Annotated in this window: 17 protein-coding genes; 2 read left to right on the plus strand and 15 right to left on the minus strand. The window is 56.5% G+C overall.

Annotation, left to right across the window (positions count from 1 at the left end):
- Positions 1-12: 12 nt before the first annotated feature.
- The 8 genes from mraY to mraZ form a co-directional block, all read right to left on the minus strand.
- Positions 13-969, minus strand: coding sequence for a phospho-N-acetylmuramoyl-pentapeptide-transferase (mraY, locus tag AC0YNU_RS10785; RefSeq protein ID WP_475756041.1), 957 nt, complete (start codon positions 967-969; stop codon positions 13-15).
- A gap of 9 nt (positions 970-978) precedes the next feature.
- Positions 979-2,385, minus strand: a complete 1,407-nt coding sequence (locus tag AC0YNU_RS10790) for a UDP-N-acetylmuramoyl-tripeptide--D-alanyl-D-alanine ligase (RefSeq protein ID WP_475756043.1) — start codon at positions 2,383-2,385, stop codon at positions 979-981.
- The gene (locus AC0YNU_RS10795; protein WP_475756045.1) at positions 2,385-3,875 is read right to left on the minus strand and encodes a UDP-N-acetylmuramoyl-L-alanyl-D-glutamate--2,6-diaminopimelate ligase; all 1,491 of its coding nucleotides are present in this window, start codon (positions 3,873-3,875) and stop codon (positions 2,385-2,387) included. The genes AC0YNU_RS10790 and AC0YNU_RS10795 overlap by 1 nt, the downstream gene beginning before the upstream one ends.
- A gap of 107 nt (positions 3,876-3,982) precedes the next feature.
- The gene (locus AC0YNU_RS10800) at positions 3,983-5,923 is read right to left on the minus strand and encodes a stage V sporulation protein D (protein ID WP_475756047.1); all 1,941 of its coding nucleotides are present in this window, start codon (positions 5,921-5,923) and stop codon (positions 3,983-3,985) included.
- A 132-nt stretch (positions 5,924-6,055) separates the two neighbouring features.
- On the minus strand, positions 6,056-8,290 hold the full coding sequence (locus tag AC0YNU_RS10805; RefSeq protein WP_475756049.1) for a penicillin-binding transpeptidase domain-containing protein: 2,235 nt from the start codon (positions 8,288-8,290) through the stop codon (positions 6,056-6,058).
- Positions 8,291-8,299: 9 nt separating this feature from the next.
- Complete coding sequence (locus AC0YNU_RS10810; RefSeq protein WP_475756051.1) at positions 8,300-8,716, minus strand: septum formation initiator family protein; 417 nt, start codon at positions 8,714-8,716, stop codon at positions 8,300-8,302.
- 86 nt (positions 8,717-8,802) lie between these two features.
- Positions 8,803-9,738: a 16S rRNA (cytosine(1402)-N(4))-methyltransferase RsmH gene (rsmH, locus tag AC0YNU_RS10815; protein WP_475756053.1), complete on the minus strand. Its 936-nt coding sequence runs from the start codon at positions 9,736-9,738 to the stop codon at positions 8,803-8,805.
- Positions 9,739-9,800: 62 nt separating this feature from the next.
- Positions 9,801-10,238, minus strand: coding sequence for a division/cell wall cluster transcriptional repressor MraZ (gene mraZ / locus AC0YNU_RS10820; RefSeq protein WP_475756055.1), 438 nt, complete (start codon positions 10,236-10,238; stop codon positions 9,801-9,803).
- 302 nt (positions 10,239-10,540) lie between these two features.
- Between mraZ and AC0YNU_RS10825 the strand changes: the two genes are divergently transcribed.
- A complete protein-coding gene (locus tag AC0YNU_RS10825; RefSeq protein WP_475756057.1) occupies positions 10,541-10,828 on the plus strand; it encodes a hypothetical protein in 288 nt (95 codons plus the stop codon).
- A 39-nt stretch (positions 10,829-10,867) separates the two neighbouring features.
- Here the strand turns inward: AC0YNU_RS10825 and AC0YNU_RS10830 are convergent, their stop codons facing one another.
- The 6 genes from AC0YNU_RS10830 to AC0YNU_RS10855 all read right to left on the minus strand — a co-directional run bounded on the left by AC0YNU_RS10830 (position 10,868) and on the right by AC0YNU_RS10855 (position 17,323).
- Complete coding sequence (locus AC0YNU_RS10830; protein WP_475756059.1) at positions 10,868-11,992, minus strand: DUF4349 domain-containing protein; 1,125 nt, start codon at positions 11,990-11,992, stop codon at positions 10,868-10,870.
- A 136-nt stretch (positions 11,993-12,128) separates the two neighbouring features.
- Entirely contained in the window at positions 12,129-13,397 is a 1,269-nt protein-coding gene (locus tag AC0YNU_RS10835; protein WP_475756061.1) for an adenosylhomocysteinase, read from the minus strand.
- Between the two features lie 17 nt (positions 13,398-13,414).
- Positions 13,415-15,046 (minus strand): bacillithiol biosynthesis cysteine-adding enzyme BshC, encoded by a 1,632-nt coding sequence (gene bshC, locus AC0YNU_RS10840; RefSeq protein ID WP_475756063.1) that lies wholly within the window; start codon positions 15,044-15,046, stop codon positions 13,415-13,417.
- 135 nt (positions 15,047-15,181) lie between these two features.
- The gene (locus AC0YNU_RS10845) at positions 15,182-15,577 is read right to left on the minus strand and encodes a DUF3397 domain-containing protein (protein WP_475756065.1); all 396 of its coding nucleotides are present in this window, start codon (positions 15,575-15,577) and stop codon (positions 15,182-15,184) included.
- Positions 15,578-15,601: 24 nt separating this feature from the next.
- On the minus strand, positions 15,602-16,546 hold the full coding sequence (locus tag AC0YNU_RS10850; RefSeq protein ID WP_475756067.1) for a ketopantoate reductase family protein: 945 nt from the start codon (positions 16,544-16,546) through the stop codon (positions 15,602-15,604).
- A 129-nt stretch (positions 16,547-16,675) separates the two neighbouring features.
- Positions 16,676-17,323, minus strand: coding sequence for an RsfA family transcriptional regulator (locus AC0YNU_RS10855; RefSeq protein ID WP_475756069.1), 648 nt, complete (start codon positions 17,321-17,323; stop codon positions 16,676-16,678).
- A 268-nt stretch (positions 17,324-17,591) separates the two neighbouring features.
- On the opposite strand from AC0YNU_RS10855, the gene AC0YNU_RS10860 reads away from it, so the two are divergent.
- Positions 17,592-17,828 (plus strand): DUF2626 domain-containing protein, encoded by a 237-nt coding sequence (locus AC0YNU_RS10860; protein ID WP_090638377.1) that lies wholly within the window; start codon positions 17,592-17,594, stop codon positions 17,826-17,828.
- A 92-nt stretch (positions 17,829-17,920) separates the two neighbouring features.
- On the opposite strand, the gene AC0YNU_RS10865 is transcribed toward AC0YNU_RS10860, so the two are convergent.
- Positions 17,921-19,138, minus strand: coding sequence for a class I SAM-dependent methyltransferase (locus AC0YNU_RS10865; protein WP_475756071.1), 1,218 nt, complete (start codon positions 19,136-19,138; stop codon positions 17,921-17,923).
- Between the last annotated feature and the right edge of the window lie 68 nt (positions 19,139-19,206).

Consider the following 19,206-nt stretch of genomic DNA (forward strand, 5'->3'; position numbering starts at 1 on the left):
CTTAATTTTAGCTTACCGACCCAGGAACAAGCCAACCGCCGCGAACACGATGCCGACGAACCAGAAGACGGTGACGACCTTCCATTCGCTCCAGCCGGACAGCTCGAAGTGATGGTGGATCGGGCTCATTTTGAAGATTCGCTTGCCGCGGAGCTTGAAGGAGCCGACCTGCAGGATGACCGATAGCATTTCCAGTACGAAGACGCCGCCGATAACGACGAGCAATAATTCCGTTTTGGTCAAAATCGCGACTGCCGCCATGCCGCCGCCGATGCCGAGCGAGCCGGAGTCGCCCATGAACACCTTGGCCGGATGCGCGTTGAAGACCAGGAAGCCGAGCAATGCGCCGATCATCGTGGCCGAGAAGATCGCCGATTCGTGCTCGCTGGCATGCAGCGCGAGAATCGTGAAGGCCGTGAACGCGACAGCGCCTGTCCCGCCCAATAAGCCGTCCACGCCGTCGGTGAAGTTGACGGCGTTCGACGTGCCGAACAGCATGATGACCACGAACGGATAATAGAACCAGCCGAAATCAATCTCAGTCGACGTGCCCGGAATGCCGATGACGGTGCTGTGGTGCATCTGATGCAGCAAGACGCAGATCATGACCGAGAACAGCAGCTGTCCGAACAGCTTCTGGGATGCCGTCAGGCCAAGCGAGCGCTTGAAGGCGATTTTGATGTAATCGTCGAGAAAACCGACCAGGCCGAAGCCGAGGCACGCGATGAGCAGCACCCAGAATTCGTTCGTCTTATCGGAAAATTTCAAGAAAGCGAGCAGCACCGCAAGCAGGATGATGATGCCGCCCATCGTCGGTGTGCCGGTTTTCTTCAGATGGCTCTGCGGCCCGTCGGTACGAATCTGCTGACCGAATTTCAAACGTCTCAGCAGTGGAATGAACAAAGGTCCGAATAAGACCGCAAGCATGAATGAAGCGCCGATTGACAGAAGAATGACCTTAACGTCCATGTTCCACCTCTACCCCCGCTGCAGCGCATGGACGACTTCTTCCATGCGCATGCCGCGTGATCCTTTCACCAATACGAGATCCCCCGGCTCGACCCGAGCCAGAAGCCACGCTGTTAATTGTTCTTTATCTTCGAAAGCACGAACCCGCTCTTCGCCGCCAGCAGCGGCAAAACGTTTCGCCGCTGCGGCTGCCGTATGCTGCGACCGCGTGCCAAAGGTAACAACGCCATCCGCCTTCTCGGGCGTAACATACGCGCCGATGTCGCCGTGCATCGCGTTCTCCTCCGGCCCGAGCTCCAGCATGTCGCCGAGTACGAGCCATTTGCGCCGATAACCGCTTAAGCCCGCGACGAGATCAATAGCGGCGCGGACCGAGGTCGGACTGGCATTGTATGCGTCGTTCAGCACCAATGCCCCGTTATGGGCGCGGCCAGGCTCGATGCGCATGGCAGTCAGCTTCAAACGCTCGAAGCTTTCGCGAATGACGGACGCCGGCACGCCGAGCTTCTTCGCCGCAGCGATGGCCGCCAAGGCATTCGATACGTTATGCCTGCCCGCAACCGGCAGCTCCACGCGCTGAAGTTCTTCGTCGTCCTTCACGTCGAACCGCGAAGAGGTCGCGTCGACAACGATATTGTCCGCCACCCATCGGCTGCCGTTCTGCAGGCCGAAGGTCTGGACATCGACGCCTTCCGGAAGTTGAACGGAACGGATGCCTTCCCGCAGCAGCGGTTCATCGCCGTTAATCAGCAGCAATCCGCCTGGGCGAAGACCGGCAACGATCTCCAGCTTCGCCTGGGCGATCCCGGCTCGCGAGCCGAGCTGCTCCATATGCGACTCCCCGATGTTCGTGATGATGGCGACGTCCGGCTTCGCGAGGCGAGTCAAGAAATCGATCTCGCCGAATTCGCTCATGCCCATCTCCAGGACGACGGCATCGAAGCTCTCGTCCAGCTCCAGCACCGTCAACGGCAAGCCGATATGGTTGTTGAGATTGCCCTCCGTTTTATGTACGCGATAGGAGCCCGATAGCAGCGCTGCCACCATATCCTTCGTCGTCGTCTTGCCGTTGCTGCCCGTAACGCCGATGACGCGCAGATCAAGCTCGTCGCGGTAATTGACCGCAAGCTGCTGCAAAGCCGCTACCGAGTCGTCAACGAGAATAAGCGGTGCATCCGACAACGCGGCCGGCACCGCTTTGCTCCGTTCCCACAAAGATCCGCCGGCGCCAGCCGCCAAAGCACCCTCGACGAACGCATGGCCGTCCACCCGTTCGCCTTGAATCGGAACGAACAGCATCCCCGGCTTCATCGTTCTCGTATTGATGGAGACGCCTTCGACTACGGCGCCGCCATTATCGTTCAACATCGTGCCGCCGCATAGCGCGGCGATCGCGTTCAATGGTCGTATGATCACTATGAAAGACTCCTTATCGCTTCTTTGGCCACTTCCCGGTCATCAAAGTCGTACTTGACGCCGGCTATGTCCTGATAGGTTTCATGGCCCTTCCCCGCAATTAATACTACATCGTCACGGCGCGCCATTTCAACCGCTTTTTGAATCGCCGCGCGGCGGTCGGCAAGCAGCTCGTAACGGTCGTTCGGAACGCTGTCGCGCAACAGACCTGCCTCCACGTCGTCAAGGATTCGAACCGGATCCTCCGTGCGCGGATTGTCGGAGGTAATGATGCTGTAATCGGCGTACTTGGCCGAAATGCTCCCCATCAGCGGGCGCTTCGTCCGATCGCGGTCTCCGCCGCAGCCGAACACGCAGATGATTCGGCCTTCGGTGAATTCCTTCACCGCCTTCAGCACGTTCTCCAGGCCGTCCGGCGTATGGGCGTAATCGACGATGACGGCGAACGGCTGACCGGCATTCACGGCCTCTACACGCCCCGGCACGCCGGGAAGCGCTTCGAGACTCGCCTTGACCTGGCGGAGCGGTATGCCTTCGATGAGCGCCGCGCAAGCAGCGCCGAGCGCATTATATACGTTGTATTTGCCCACCATCTGTAAGGTTATATCGGCTGCACCGGCGAATGACTCCACATGGAAAGAAGTTCCTTGCGCGGTTATGCGCACATTCGACGCCCGCACGTCCGCATCGCGGTCCAATCCATAGGTCACGACCTCCGCAGCCGTCGCATCGGCGTAGCCGGGAGATGCCGGATCATCCGCGTTCAATACGGCGAACAGCCGATCCTCCGGCGATTCCGAAAATGAATTGCCGAGCCTGCTGAAGAGCAGCGCCTTCGCTGCCGCGTAGCTTTCCATCGTCGCATGATAGTCCAGATGGTCCTGCGTCAGGTTCGTGAATATCGCCGTCCGATACCGGCAGCCCTTCACCCTGCCCTGCTCCAGCGCATGCGAGGATACTTCCATTACGCAGTAATCGGTGCCGGACTCCGCCATGGCATGCAAGGAACGCTGCAAATCAAGCGCCTCCGGCGTCGTACCCGACATCGGATAGGCATGGCCGGCATACCGCATCTCGACGGTTCCGATCACGCCCGGCGAATGGCCGGCATCCTGCAAGATCCGTTCGATCAAATAGGTCGTCGTCGTCTTCCCGTTCGTTCCCGTTACGCCGATCAGCTTCAATCGGCGGCTCGGCTGCCCGAAATAATAATCCGAAATGACGGCCATCGCATGCCGGCTATCCTTGACGATGATTTGCGGAACCGAGTCCGGAAGAGCCAGCGGCCGCTCCGCGACGACAGCCGCCGCCCCGCCGGCGACGGCTCCGGCGGCAAAATCATGCCCGTCGACTTTATGGCCGCGCAGGCAAATGAACAAATCCCCCGCGCCGGCTTTTCGAGAATCGATTGCGACTCCCGTGATTTCGGTTTCCCCTTCTCCGATAAGGACTGCCGTGAGCAGCAGTGAGGCCAACTGTTCCACCCGCATCGCTTTGGTCCCCTCCCATGAGCAGATCAGGCTGTGCGAGCCGCCGAAGCGGCGGCAGGCACCATGCGCAGCCTACGCCAACTTACGAATCTCACTACTCATTATAGTCAGGGATTTTCGCTTTCATCATCGTCTTTCGCTAAATATATGCGGATGGTTGACCCTCTGTCGACGCGCGTTCCGGCTGCCGGCGACTGCCGGATGACCGTATCGCCGCTTCCTGCCGAAGAGAGGTTGAAGTTCATGTTCAAGTCTTCATAGATATCGGATACCGTCTTGCCGATGAGATTAGGAACGACGACGATCGGCGTCTCGCCGTACTTATATTCTTTGTTGATTTGCTTCGTGCTCGGCTGAACGCCCATGTAAGGCAGCGCATCCGCCATAATATTGTGTACGATCGGAGCCGCGACGACGCCCCCGAATTGAATGCCCTGCGGGTTATCGACCGCCACGTACACGACGATCTTCGGATTGTCGGCCGGCGCGAAGCCGACGAACGAGACGATATGCTCGTTTGGCGAATACCGGCCGTTGATGACCTTCTGCGCCGTACCCGTTTTGCCCCCGACCCTGTAGCCGTCGATGAACGCGTTGCGCCCGGTTCCTTTGGCGACGACGCTTTCCAGCGCGTTGCGCACCGTCGCGCTCGTTTGATCGGAGATGACCTTGCGGACGACCTCCGGTTCGACTTTGCTTACGACTTCGCCCGTATCGGAATTGACCCACTGCTTCGCGACATGCGGCTTATAGAGAGTACCCCCATTGATCGCCGCCGAAACAGCCGTGATCTGCTGGATCGGCGTAACGGATACGCCTTGGCCGAAGGCCGTCGTCGCCAGCTCCACCGGACCGACCTGGCTCATTTTGAACATGATGCCGTTCTCCTCGCCGCCGAGGTCGATGCCCGTTTTCTTGCCGAAGCCGAAGTTCTTAATATACTCGAAAAGTTTATCTTTGCCAAGCCGATTGCCCAAGGCCACGAAGCCGGGGTTGCAGGAGTTTTGCACGACCTCGAGGAAGGTTTGGCTGCCGTGTCCGCCTTTCTTCCAGCACCGCAGTCGCGCGCCGCCGATTTCAACCGCGCCGGGATCGAAGAAGTGATCCTGCGTCAGGTTGACTTTGCCTTCCTCCAGCGCTGCCGCCAACGTGATGATCTTGAACGTGGAGCCCGGCTCGTACGTCATCCAGATCGGCAGGTTGCGATTATAGATCGCCGGATCGACTTCCTTGTATTTGTCGGGATCATAGGTAGGCCTGCTGGCCATCCCTAATATTTCCCCATTATTTGGATCCATTGCAATCGCGATAATATCGTCGGCCTGGAACTTGACCATCGCCTGATCCAGCTCGCGTTCCATGATCGTCTGGATCTGCTTGTCGATCGTCAGCTCGAGATTAAGTCCGTCCTTCGGCGCCGCATAGGTATCGGACGAGCCTGGCATAAGATCGCCCTTCGCATCCGACAAGAACGAGACGTTGCCGTTGATGCCCTGGAGCAGGTCATCGTATTTGGCTTCGATGCCGGTCAACCCTTGATTGTCGATCCCCGTAAAGCCAAGAACGTGAGAGGCGAAGCTGCCAAGCGGATAATACCGTTTGTTATCTTCCGCTACCACGATGCCGGGGAGATTCAATTCTTTGATCTGCTGCGCCTTCTCGGTCGTGATTTTGCGTCCACCGGGCTTAATATAGACGATGAGCTGTTTCTTGGTAATCGTCGTGTATACGCTGTCCTCCGTCATGCCGAGCACGGCGGACAGCTTGGCCGCCGCGTCATGGGCATCCTTCACCTGCGCGGGAATCGCCATGATCGTCGGGGAACTAATATTATACGCAAGCAGGCTTCCGTTTCGGTCCATGATCTCGCCGCGTTTGGCAGCGAATGGAATTTCCCTTCGCCAAGAGTCCTCCGCTTTTGCCGCAAGCTCCTCGCCCTTCCACAGCTGCACGTACCCCAGCCTTCCGGCTAGAAGCCCGAAAGCAAGAACGCCAATGAGAAGCGCCGTGAATAAACGGCGCCTGATCGTTACGCTGGAAACCTTCACGTATCATCCCTCCGAAAAAGCTCGTAAAACGGGAACGTTCGTCCAACCGTCTCCTAATCCAAGCCTATTCGAAGAGAAAGGGGGATAGAACAAGCTATCCCCCCGGAATGCATTGGTTGGGGCTGGCCGTAATCAGCCATCCCCTTTGTCGTTGCCACTGTCTTCGTTGTCTCCGTCCCCGCCGCCCTCGCTGCCGGCTTTGGCGTTTATCTGCCGCAGCATTTCTTCATCCGGCGGCGCAAGATTCAGCTGCAGCACGGGCTGGCCGTTCAGCTTCGCCTGCATCTGCGACTTCACGAAGCCTTCGCCGTTCGCGATACAGCGCAGTTGAAGGTTGGTGCACATCTGCATCGCATCGCGAAGCGGCAGGCCGCTCATGTTCGGCGTCGCCAGCTTGCTCTGCTCTTGGGTCAGCAAATACACCTTCTGATCGGAACCGACGGCAGCCCCTGCTTTCGGGATCTGCTTCAGCACCGTGCCGCCGGTACCGACGACGATATAGCCCAGCTTCTTGCCGTCAAGCGTCTGCTTCGACTGCGAAAGCGTCTGGTTCGTTACGTCAGGCACCGCTACGGTCAATTCCTTGTTCGGCTCATCGTCCGCCTCGTTCTTCACGCGGATCGGTTCGACGCCAAGATGGCGAAGGCTCTGCAGCATGATTTGCTTGAAGATCGGGGCGACCGCCGAGCCGCCGGACAGGAGGCGATCGTTCGGTTCGTCCATGACGATGTAAAGCACGACCTTCGGATTGCCGACCGGCGCGAAGCCGATGAACGACAGCACGTATTTATCTTCCGCGTACTTGCCGGTTCCCGCGATAACCTTCTGAGCCGTCCCCGTCTTGCCGGCCACGCGGTAGCCTTCAATATAAGCGGCACGTCCGGAACCGACCTTCTGATCGGATACGACCTGCTCTAAATATTCGTCGACCTGGTCAGCCGTTTTCTCCGTGACGGCCTGTCTGACTACCTGCGGCTTGGTAACGACCGTTTTCTTCGTCACGGGATCATCGATCTCCTTGACCAAATGAGGTACGAGCAGCTTGCCTCCGTTCGCAACCGCCGCTACGGCAGCCACTTGCTGGATCGGCGTCACTTGAACCTTCCCTTGGCCGAACGCCGCTGTTGCGTATTCGACCGGATAATGCGGATTTACTCTGCCGGCAATTTCGCCGGGCAGTTCAATGCCGGTTTTCTTGCCGAAGCCGAAATCGTTGATGTAGCTCATCAGCTTGTCAGGCTTGAGACCCTCATAGCCCAGCTTGACGAACGCGACGTTACTGGAGCGTTTCAATCCCTCCAGGAAGGTGATGGTTCCCCAATCGGTATGAATATCATGGATCGTATCGCCTGGAACTTTAATGGAACCCGACTTATAGAATTCGTTCGGGTGGAACAAGCCTTCCTGGACGGCGCCGGCGAGCGTGACGATCTTGAACGTCGAACCTGGCTCGTACAGCGATTTGATGGCATGGTCATAGAAATTCGTCTGCGGATAACTCCAGTACGTGTTGGGATTGAAATTCGGAAAATTAGCCATCCCGAGAATTTCCATCGTCTGCGGATCCGCGGCGATCGCCGTAATGCTGAGCGGATGGTATTTGTCATACGCTTCCTTGAGCGCGTCTTCGATATAGTTCTGAATATCCGCGTCAAGCGTCAGCTTGACGTTCTTCCCGTCGATCGACGGCGTAAAATCGACGTTGCCGTTCGCGATAATAATCCCGTTGCCGTCCTTCTCGTACTTGATCTGTCCCTCGGTGCCGCGCAGCGTGCTGTCCAGCGACGCTTCCAGCCCCGTGACGGCATTCCCTTCCTTGTCCTCGTAGCCGAGCACATGCGAGGCGAGCGTCCCTTTCGGATAGAAGCGTTTCTTCTGATCGATGAGATAGATGCCGACGTCTTTCTTATTCGTCTGTTCGATCAATTGATCCCGGAAGCGAACGATGCGATCCGCGAGTTCCTTGTCGATCTTCCAGCCTTCGCTGCGAACCTCTCGCTGCTCGTAATAGGCGCCATTCTTCGTCTTCGCCTCGACGATGGCACGAAGCTCGTTCTTATCCTTGTTGAGCACGGTGCTCAGCTTGTTCACGATGACGTCCTCGAGCTTCAAATCATGGATGATCTTCGGATTGACCGCAACGGTGTACGCCGAAATATCCATAGCCAGTACGTTGCCGTTGCGGTCTGAAATCGTGCCGCGCGCCGGTATCAGCTTCTCCGACCTCGCCCACACTTCCTTCGCCTTCTCCGTCCAGAAATCCGCCTTTACGACTTGCACCCAGTAGATTCGGCCGACAAGCAAAACAAAAAGGAGGGTGATAACCCCTCCGACCAGCAGCGTGCGTAATTGTATGCGTTTCGTCATCGTCTTCACCTAATCCTTGTTTGCAAGCGTCGTATCGCCCGCAGATCCTGGCACCGTGACTTTAATCGACTGATCTTCTTTTTCGTCCACTTTCGCATAGCCGAGATCTTTAGCTTTCTGCATCAGCGTCTTCGGATCGTTCGCAATTTCCCGCTGTTTGACCAATTCGTCGATATGATTTTCAAGTTCCGTTTGCTTCGCCGTCAGCGTCGAAATCTGCTGCTCCATCTGATAGATTTGCGCGTAGCGGAAAATGACGACGCCCGCTACGACCACGCATACGAGAATGGTGAACAGGTACAGCAGCTTCTCCTGTACGGGTATCGACTTGCGCTTGACAACGACTTTCTTGGTCTCGCGATACGAAGGCTTCTGGTCAGGCTTTCGCTTCGGCTGCATCGCGAGATTCCCATTTACATAGGCCATTAAACGTTCCTCTCTCTCCTCGTGCTTCGTGTCGCTCGTCTATGTGTTCATTCATGATTGACGTCGTGATGTGTTCTTCCCTTGCTTTACAGCTTCTCCGCGACTCTTAGCTTGGCGGAACGTGCTCGCGGGTTCTGCTCCAGCTCGGCTTCGCTTGGCACGATCGGCTTGCGCGTCACGAGCTTCAGCTTCCCGTCGCCTCCACCGCAGACGCACATCGGAAAATCCGGCGGACAGGTGCATTTTTCAACAAATTTCGCAAACAGCTGCTTGCAAATCCGGTCCTCCAGCGAATGAAACGTAATGACGGATGCTCTTCCGCCCGGTTTGAGCACGCCAACCGTCTGCTCCAGCCCTGTTTCTTCCGCGCCAAGCTCGTCGTTGACCGCGATCCGCAGCGCTTGAAACGTCCGCTTCGCAGGATGAGGGCCCGTCCTTCTGGCTGCTGCCGGAATGGCGGATTTGATGATCTCGACCAGCTCGCCTGTCGTTTGAATCGGCGCTTTCTCCCTGGCCGCAATGATTTTGCGGGCAATCGATCTAGCGAATTTCTCTTCGCCGTAATTCGTTATGATTCGGGAAATTTCCCGTTCGTCCCAGCTGTTTACGATGTCGCTTGCCATCAGCATGCCGTCTTGGTCCATCCGCATGTCGAGCGGCGCGTCGTGATTATAGCTGAAGCCGCGTTCGCCCTCGTCGAGCTGCGGGCTCGAGACGCCAAGGTCAAACAAGACGCCGTCCACGCCATCGATATTCAAGTCGCGCAGCACATTCGCCAAGTAGCGGAAATTGCTCTTCACGAGCGTTACCCGCTCCATGTAAGCCGCCAATCGCTGCTTCGCGTTATCGAGCGCCCAATCGTCCTGATCCAGCGCGATAAGACGTCCGCCTGGTCCTAGACGCGAAGCGATGAGCTCGCTGTGACCGGCTCCTCCCAAGGTGCAATCCACATAAATGCCGTCCGGTTTGATCGCAAGTCCGTCAACCGCTTCTTCCTTGAGCACCGTTATATGTTGAAACATGATGTCATCCTCCCGGCTCTAAGGTCGCCGCCGTTCTTCCGAACATTATCGTCAAGAATCGGCTAAAAGTTAAAATCGAAATCCACAAGCTTCTCCGCAATTTCATTGAATGTTTCTTCCGACTGCTTGAAGTAGCCCTCCCAAATCGGCTTGCTCCAAATCTCCACCCGGTTCGAAACCCCGAGCACGACGCAATCCCGCTCCAGCTTTGCATATTCGCACAGCGTGTTCGGTAAGTTTACCCTGCCCTGTTTATCCAGCTCGCATTCCGTGGCACCGGAGAAGAAAAACCGAGAAAACGCACGCGCATCCGACTTCATCATCGGCAGCGATTTCAGCTTCTGCTCAAGCTGGCTCCACTCGCTTGGCGGATAGACGAACAAGCAGTTGTCCAATCCGCGCGTGATGACGAATTGATCGCCAAGCTGCTCGCGGAATTTCGCGGGAATAATGATACGGCCTTTGTCATCGATGCTGTGCTGATACTCACCCATGAACATGGACCGCTCCACCTCTCCCCCTAAATCCACCACTTGGCCCCACTTTTCACCACTACGGTTCAAGTATTCGCCACTGGAAAAGTAATTCCTGCTCTCCTTCCATGAATTTCTGAAAATAATTTATGGGATTAACCTTGTTACGATTTTGAAACCTTTTCGCTCTCTCGTTCGTGTAAACTGGAAAGCGGAGGAAGATCTACCGTCCATGAAAGCCGATCAACGAAGGCTCACGGCAACCTCCCGACTTCCTTGGAAGTCTAGAATCATTTGCACTTGAACCATCTTATCAGGGGGGCCTGCCCATGAACGGCACTACCGCCTTGCACGATATATGCGCCTTGCTCCGAAGTGTGGAACACTATTGTTATCAGGTCGCTTACTACGTGCTTGGCAATGACGGCGATGCTGCCGCTGCCAGTGAAGGCGCACTGCTTGCATTGGCTTGCGACTCGGCATTTGCAGCCGCCGCCGCTGAAGAACGCCGCGCGCTGGCGAAGAAGGCCGCTGTCGCTTGCGCCATGAACCGCGCGCGGGAGCGCCGCGCCTCGAGCACGCCAAAAGAGCTGAATCCCCAAGTCGCGAACGACTAGGAGATCCAGCTCTTTCAATTGCGCTGTGCGCTTGTTGCTTTATTTGTCAGCTTCGCCGTCCGCGTTCGGCTCTTCCTGCTCGGTCTTCGAGGCTTCGGCCTGCTGCGGGGCCGGAAGCGATACCGGGGCATGCAGTCTCTCGGCTGCGCGCTTCCTGCTGTTGTTTCGATAGACAACGTAGGACGGTATGCCGATGACGGCAAGCACCACGACGACCGGAATAGCCCCTGCGAGCACGACGACCAAACCTTGCAGGAACGCATACATGACATCCGCGCTGCCGCGGACCGCATCCGTAATCCGCTCCGCGAAACCGCGGTTCGCCTCGTCTTTCGTTGCGGCCGCATCCGTTACTTCATACATCCGAAGATCGATGGTCGAATAGGCGACGTTGTTATCCAGATAACGGATGCGGCCTTTGATGCGCTCGATCTCCGTCTGGACGTCGCCGAGCTGCGTCGAGATTTGCAGCAGATCGGCCGTCTTCGTCGCCTTCGACATGAAGTCGAGCAGTCTGGCCTCGACGACCTGCCTCGCTTTCAGGCGCGCCTGCATGTCTACATATTCTTCCGTTACGTCCGTCCCCTGCGCGCTGCTTTGAATGCTTAGATGCTCGATTTTCTCCAGCCCGTTCAAGAAACCGTCGAAGCCGGATGCCGGAATCTTGATCGTGAACGTGCCCCCCCTCTCCACCGCCGTCTTCTGATCCGCGAACTTCAACAAATAGCCGCCGGAGAGATGGATGAGATTGCGCAGCGCCGTCTGCGCGGTGTCATAAGCTTTCACTTCCATCGTAACGTTGCCTTTATAGACGATCTTGCGGTCGAAGCTTGGATCGGTATCGCTTGACGTTTCGCCCAAGACGGCTCCCGCCCCCGAACCTGTTCCCGAATCCGTCGCCGCAGCCGTCTCTTGAGAAGCAGGTTGGTCCGACGTTGCTTCATTCGCCGTTGACGAATTCGAGCTGGACTGCGTAGTCGCCTTTAACCTATCCATCGACATGTCGGCATTGCCGCCGTTCCCGGCGTCTCCCGCGGTACTCTGGTCGCTGTTCGCCGCCGAGCATCCCGCGAGCAGCCACGCCATCAAGATAAGACCTAACCATGCCGCCATCCATTTCCTGCCGTTACGCTGTCTCTCTGTACTCTTCCCTGCGTTTGTCATTGAATAGCCCCCTCTATGATTGATACGGCCTACTTACCAAACGTAGAAGAGCTTCCAAATGTTGCAAGCGCTTCTCGATAGCAAAAAGAGCCCTTCCGCAAGGAAAAGGCTCTTGATTCATCCAGCAACGTTATGATTAATGCTCCTGCCAGCTGTCGAGGTACGACTTCTGCTCGTCGCTCAGCTTGTCGATGCTCGTGCCGATCGCTTCCAGCTTATAGCGCGCGACCTGCTCATCGAGTTCGTACGGCACGTTCACGACTTTCTTGCCGATCGATTCGAAGTTGTCGTTGACGTATTTCAGCGACATCGCCTGCAGCGCGAACGTCATGTCCATGATCTCCGCAGGGTGTCCGTCTCCTGCCGCCAGGTTGACGAGACGGCCTTCCGCCAGCAAGTAGATGCTGCGGCCGTCCTTCAGAAGATATTCCTCTATATTGCGGCGCACGACCCGCTTGCTCGTGGACAACGCTTCCAGTTCCGGTTTGTTCACTTCGACGTCGAAGTGGCCGGCATTGGACAGAATCGCACCGTTCTTCATCACTTCGTAATGCTCGCCGCGAATAACGTCGCGGTTCCCGGTTACCGTGACGAAGAAATCGCCCAGCTTCGCCGCTTCGCTCATCGGCAGGACGGTGAAGCCGTCCATATACGCTTCCACCGCGCGGATTGCGTCGATTTCGGTTACGATGACCTGCGCGCCAAGTCCCTTGGCCCGCATCGCTACGCCTTTGCCGCACCAGCCGTAACCGACAACAACGACGGTCTTGCCCGCGACGACCAAATTCGTCGTCCGGTTGATGCCGTCCCATACGGATTGGCCCGTGCCGTAACGGTTATCGAACAAATACTTGCAGTAGGCGTCGTTCACAGCCACCATCGGGAAGTTCAGCGAACCGTCCTTCTCCATGGCTTTCAGGCGAAGAATGCCCGTCGTCGTTTCTTCCGCGCCGCCGCGGATTTGCGCCATCAGCTCCGGACGCTCCGCATGAAGAATGGACACGAGATCGCCGCCGTCGTCGATGATCAGGTCCGGCTTCGTTTCCAGCGCCTTGATCAGCAGCTCCTTGTATTCCTTCGGTTCCGGATTGTATTTGGCGAAGACCGTAATTCCGTCCTCCACCAATGCCGCGCACACATCGTCCTGCGTCGACAGCGGATTGCTTCCCGTAATCGTGACTTCAGCGCCGCCTGCTTGGACGACTTTCGCCAAGTAAGCGGTTTTCGCTTCCAGATGAAGCGAGATCGCAACCTTCAACCCTTTGAACGGCTGCTCCTTCTCGAACTGCTCCCGAATGCGGTTCAATACGGGCATATGCGCCGCGACCCAGTCGATTTTCAGATGCCCTTCAGGCGCAAGCGCCATATCGCGCACGATGCTGTTTTGTTTCTCGTTCACCGTCATGTTCAGCTTCCCTTCGTTTATAAATAAATCAAATAATGGCCGCCCGACCGATCATACGGCGCATCCAGCAGCTTATCCAGCCATGCGGAACCCGAGCGGTTCCAAATATCCGTCATATTCAATACCCGCTCTTGCGGCTGGTTATCCGGCCACAGCGCAAGCGCAACGCTGTCCTGTTGCTGCAGCGCGGTATCGAAGCGTCTCGCATGCGCCTCTTTGGTCCGTTTCTCCAGGTACGAGATTTGGTCCTGAATCCGGCGAAGATTGACTGCTCCCAGATCCTCCAGACCTCGCCCGATCGATGCCGACATCTCCATCACCGGCTTGTAAATCGCTTCGAATCCCGTCCGCGCGGCATCGAAACGTCCCTCGATATCGAGGTCATCCCGTTCTTTGAGCCAGCCAGCCCGATGTTCGTCGTAATGCTGCGCCACGTCGTAGAAGCTTAAGCCGTATTTGGCCATATGCTTCTCGACCGTCCCTTCCACGAGCGTGTAGGACATCCGAGGAATGATGAGCGGCATCTCCATGCCCAGGCAGCGGAAGGCTTCCCCGGTCAAGGTCCAATACGCGATTTCGCCATTGCCCAGGACGGCTCCGAGCACCGGCAGCAAATAATCCTGCATTAGAGGGCGAGTCAGCACGTTGTTGCTGAGCCGCTGCGGTTCTTGCTCCGCGATGCGAAGCAGCTCCTCGCGGGGCACGCGCACCGTTTCCTTGCGGTTACGGAAGTCGCCGTCCTGCTTATACAGCAGCACCCGCTCCTCGTCTTCGAACAGGAACACATTCGCGCAGTTCTCCGACACGTCGGCCGGGAGCGCATATCCGAGCTCCCGGACCGCGTTGGCCGTGCGCATATACGCGGCTTCCAGCTCATCGTTACGAAGAAGAATCTGTTTGAACATCTGCGCTTCCAACGCACGAACGCCGGCATCGTCGGAGTCCATGAGCACGAGACCGTGTTTGCCGAACAACCATCCCAACGTCAGGGCGAACCACTCGGACAAATCGCTGCAGCGCGCGGCGAAGCCCTCCAGCGTTTCCAACAGCTCGCGCTTGAAGGCGGTGTCAGGCAGCGAAGCACTCAGGCGCTGAAGCGCTTCGGTCAACTTAGACTGCTCCAGCTTCGTACGGCTTACCGACGTGCGGACGCCGAACGGTCGCGACACGGATATGCGCGTCAGCGCCGCTTCGCCGCTCCGGATGAAGGCATGATTCGCTTCTTCCCAATCATGATCCTCCCCCGCGATCCAGAAAACGGGCACCACTTGCGTCCCCGTCAACTGAGAGGCATCTTTGGCGGCCGCGATCGCGGTAATGGCTTTATGTATGACAAGCAGCGGCCCTGTCCAAAGACCCGCCTGCTGGCCGGTGACGACGACCGGCGCTCCGGCCCGGATCGCCTCGATATTCGCCAGCACGGACGGATGATCATTCGTTCGTTTATTATACGCCAGCAAAACCTCTGCTAGACGCTCGGACTCTACGCGTTTGTCCGCATGAGCTTTCAGCCAATTCAAGCGTCGGTGCCAATGCGCTTCCTCGGCGGGATGACTGCCGAATAATGCTTCTATCCCGGGGTGGCTTCGCTTTATGTAAGCTTCGGCGATCGGTTGACTGAAAGGCAGCTGGACCGATTCTGTTCTCATCGGGCAGTCTCTACCTTTCTTTTTCCGGTTTACAGGCTATGCATGGAGTGCGTTTTTTCTCACTTATTGTACACATTGTTTCGGTAACCGTCAAAATAAAACACCCTCCCATGATAGGAGGGTGCAGGTTCGGGATCATGCCGTGAACAAGCTCTTCCCGATGCCGATGCACATCAGGATCACATAACAGAAGCTCATTAAAAAAAAGCCGAGCCGCCAAATCGCCCGCATGATCCGCTGCATGTTCAGCGTCCCCTTGGAACGGTATTGCACGTTTCCGAGCAATCCGCCGCCGAGAAGCAGGATGAGCAGGATGCCGTACAGGCCGAAGCTGCTATTGAAAGTCTCGTTGAACAGCACCGCGACGCAGCCGATCAGGAGCGCTGTCGTAATGTCCATCGCCATGCGAAACGCTTTCTTGCGATCGCCGGTGACGCTGGCATAACCGAAATAGACGAGCAGAAACGGAATGACAGGAAGAACCGCCGAGATGGCATAGACATGCTTGATGCTTTCCCAAATCCACTGCATCCCGATTCCCCTCCTCCAGATCGATCAAGAAACATGCAGCGCCTCGACCAGCGCCAGTACGGCTTCGTTCATCGGCGACGGCAATCCGAGCTGCTTCGCGCGCTGGGCGATTCCGCCGTTTATCCAGTTGATCTCGGTCATTCGGCCCGCGCGAATATCCCGCAGCATGGATGACTCGTTGGCAGCCGTAGCGGCGCATACGCCGAGCAGCCGCTCCCAATGGTCGGCATCCGATTGCAGTCCGGCTGCACGCAGTATGCGTTCGCTCTCGTCGTGAAGTGTTCGCATCAGCTGAAGGCGGTATGGATCCTTGGGCAGCTCGCCGTTCTTGACTTGAAATATCGCCGTAAGCGGATTAATGACCGCATTAACTAACAACTTTAGGAAAACTTGATCTTTCATCTCTTTCGACAGTTTGGCTTGAATTCCTGCACCAATCAACGCTTGAAGCAACATTTTTTGCGGTTTGACATCGTTTTTCTCGCTTTCCGTCCAGCTGCCGAACGTCAACTGCCCCGTTCCGGTATGCATGACCGTTCGTGCATCCTTCCGAAGCGCGCCTTCTGTCGTTACGGCGGCATATACCGGCGATTGCGGCAGAGCTTGTCGAAGAAGCTCCAAATGACCGATGCCGTTTTGGAGCGCGACCAGCGGGACGCCGCCGGCCATGAGCAGCTTCAGCTCCCCGATCAGCTCCTCATTCAGGTTCGGCTGCTTCACGGCCAAAAGCACCCAATCCGGAGCGAACGCCCGTTGTCTTCCCGCTGCCGTATAAGCGTTCAAAGAGCTGGCAGGTACCGGCACCCGTAGCTGCGTTCCCGCGATCTCTATTAATAGAAGGCCTTCCGTCGACAAGGCTTCCGCCTGCTTGTCCGTTCGCGTCAGCAGCATGATTTGTTCCCCAGCCCGTGCCAGCCTTGCCGCATGGAGAAGCCCTATCGCACCGCCGCCGACGATGATGATTCTCATGCTCCCGCCTCGGCTTTCTTGTAAGATGTATACGGCTATCGTAGCAGAAACAAACTAAAAAATCCCGCCGCGGCCGATAGAGGCACGGAGAGATTTTAAGCGTGCTGCCGCCTTGCAGCGGCAAGCTAGTTATTCGATTCGTTCCAAATTGCCGTTCGCGTCCATTTTGAACCTCGGCTTTGCTTCGTCCTCTTCCGTCAAAACGGTGAGGCGGCGGGCGCGATCCATGATTTGAATGAGCGTTTTGTAATCGTCATTCACGGCACGGTAATCGGTTTGCGCGTTGTTCACTTCCAGCGACAGGCGTTCATTGATCTCGCGCAGCGTATGCAGCTCCTCGTCTTTCTCGCGCAGCTCGCGTTCAAGCGACTTGATCTGACGGTTGAGTTCCTGGTACGTGCCCTTCCACTGGCGCAAAAACCGAATGACGGTATCGATCGACAACGACTCTTCCGTCAACGGGTCGTTCTTGTATGCGCGTTCCTCGACGTCCACGACATGAATGGACGACACATGAGGGGCCGCGGCGTACGTTTGCTTTTTCATATAATTCCGTTTCTGACGCTGCTGCTTCGCGATCTGGATGGCATCCTCGTACCGTTTGCGTACGCAGCTGTTCCAGCGAAATCCGCAAGCGGCCGATGTCCGGCCAATTCGCTCGCCAACTTCCTCGAACGCGGCTAGCTGCGTGCTGCCTTCACGAATGTGCCGCAGCGTAACCTCGGCCAGGATAAGATCGTCATCCGGGCTCCAGGCATCTTGTCTCACTGCTGTCATGCAACCAAAACCTCCCAACATTAGGCGCTTACTTTATCTCTATGCCCTTGGTAGAGTTCATAGAATCTATCGGATACTAATTTGTATATCCATTTTTTTTTAGGCTCATACATGTTTTTTCACAAATTGAAGCAAACTTGTCTTATAGCGCGTCGACAAGGCAAAAAGTTTGCCAATTCGTCACGAGTGAAACAGTTTACAGTCGTTACCTGAAACGTTATAATGGGCAATAGAAATCGGGTCTAGACTGACGAGAGGGGGAGAAATCATGGCACGCATGTTCCGAGTGCTCGGTTTTTGGACGCTTGTAATCGCATTGATGGCGTTTGCAGGGCATATGAACGAGATGGCGCTCTTGTTCTTTATCCAAACCGCTGTGTTTGTCCTGTTAGGCTATTTGAACTTTTCCGAAAGAACTTACATGCTGATGTTCTGGGGATACATGTTTATCTCGTTCGTCGGCTTCACGTATTGGACGGTATTTGTAATGGGGAACCCATTCTAAATATACGGCTCCATCACTTTCAAAAAATAGCCAAAAGGCTGTTCCGGGAGACAAGCTCTCCGGAACAGCCTTTTTCAATGCCATGGAATCGGTTAACGGGCTTTCGGCAATCCAGATTTGTCCAGCACGAGCACTTTGAATGTCTCGCTCATCGCGTCGCTGAGCAGCAGCTGCCGTATGGAACGGTTATGCCGCGCTGCTTCGCTGAACGGATCCATGCCGTCATGCTGCAAGAGACCGGACAGCAAGCCCTCGTCGAGGAGAAACTGCTTCTGCGTGCCGTAATAGCGAGGCTTCCACCCCGCCTCCTCTCCTGCTGCCAGGCAGCCGGTGAAATTCACGTGCGCGGTCATGTCCTGACCTCCAGGGTTCTGAAACGGTTCATCCCGGGCAATATGGTCCTTATAGCAGAGCAGCGTGCCGTGCATGCGGTGAGAAGCCGTGAGTTCATGCGCGTCATGGCCGTAATCGATCAGCACGAGGCAGCCATGCCGAATGAGTCCGCCCAGCCTTTTGATCCAATGCTCGGCTTCCAGGTTCACCTCGGTGATCTGCCCCTCTCGAAGCTGGATGTCGTCCCTGCCAAGAACGCTTGCGATACGCTCATCGGACAACGGCATATAGACGTAACGGAATGCCTGTCCCTCTTGCTCTTGGACAGCAGCCGCGACGCCTAGCTCCCACAGCCTGCCAGCCTTCCGGACGACGCGGTGAACCGGCAGCGCGTCCAGCAGTTCGTTGGCGAGCACTACCACGTATCGCTCTTCTCCGTTGCCCTGCAGCGTTTCTTCCGCCTCCTGCGGCGTCATGAATGCAACAGCAGGCCCTTCGCCGAAATTCACGCTTCCTCTCGCCGCTAAACGGCGCTTCGCCTCGTCCAAATGAACGTCATTCCCATCCACAAGAGCGTAATGCGCCGAGGCCAGCCACAGAGCCGCATTCTCCTCCCACGCCGACAGCATTTGAACGGCCAAAGCGCCGGTGCCCGCTCCCCACTCCATGATCCATGCCGGTCTATCTTGCGCTTCGGCCAGCCTCGTAACATATCCCGCAAGCTTGCTGCCCATAATCGATCCGATAGCGGAGCTCGTATAGAAGTCGCCGGATTTGCCAATGCGAACGGATCCGCTCTTGTAATAACCGTCGGACTCGTCATATAGACACATCGCCATGTAAGCATGAAACGTGATAGCGGGAAGCCCAGCTTCACTTACCGGAACAGCCGCATCCAGCCAGCCTCTTCTCTCGCTTTGTGCGATCGTAGTTAAGATGGTCGTCTCCAACCGATTGAACTCTTCCAACGCCGTCATGCACCTCCAAGCCTAGGACAAAATCAAAGGTTCCAGATATAATAGATGCGTAGCGCGCATATAGTAGT

The sequence above is a fragment of the Paenibacillus sp. J31P316 genome (genome assembly GCF_056269105.1).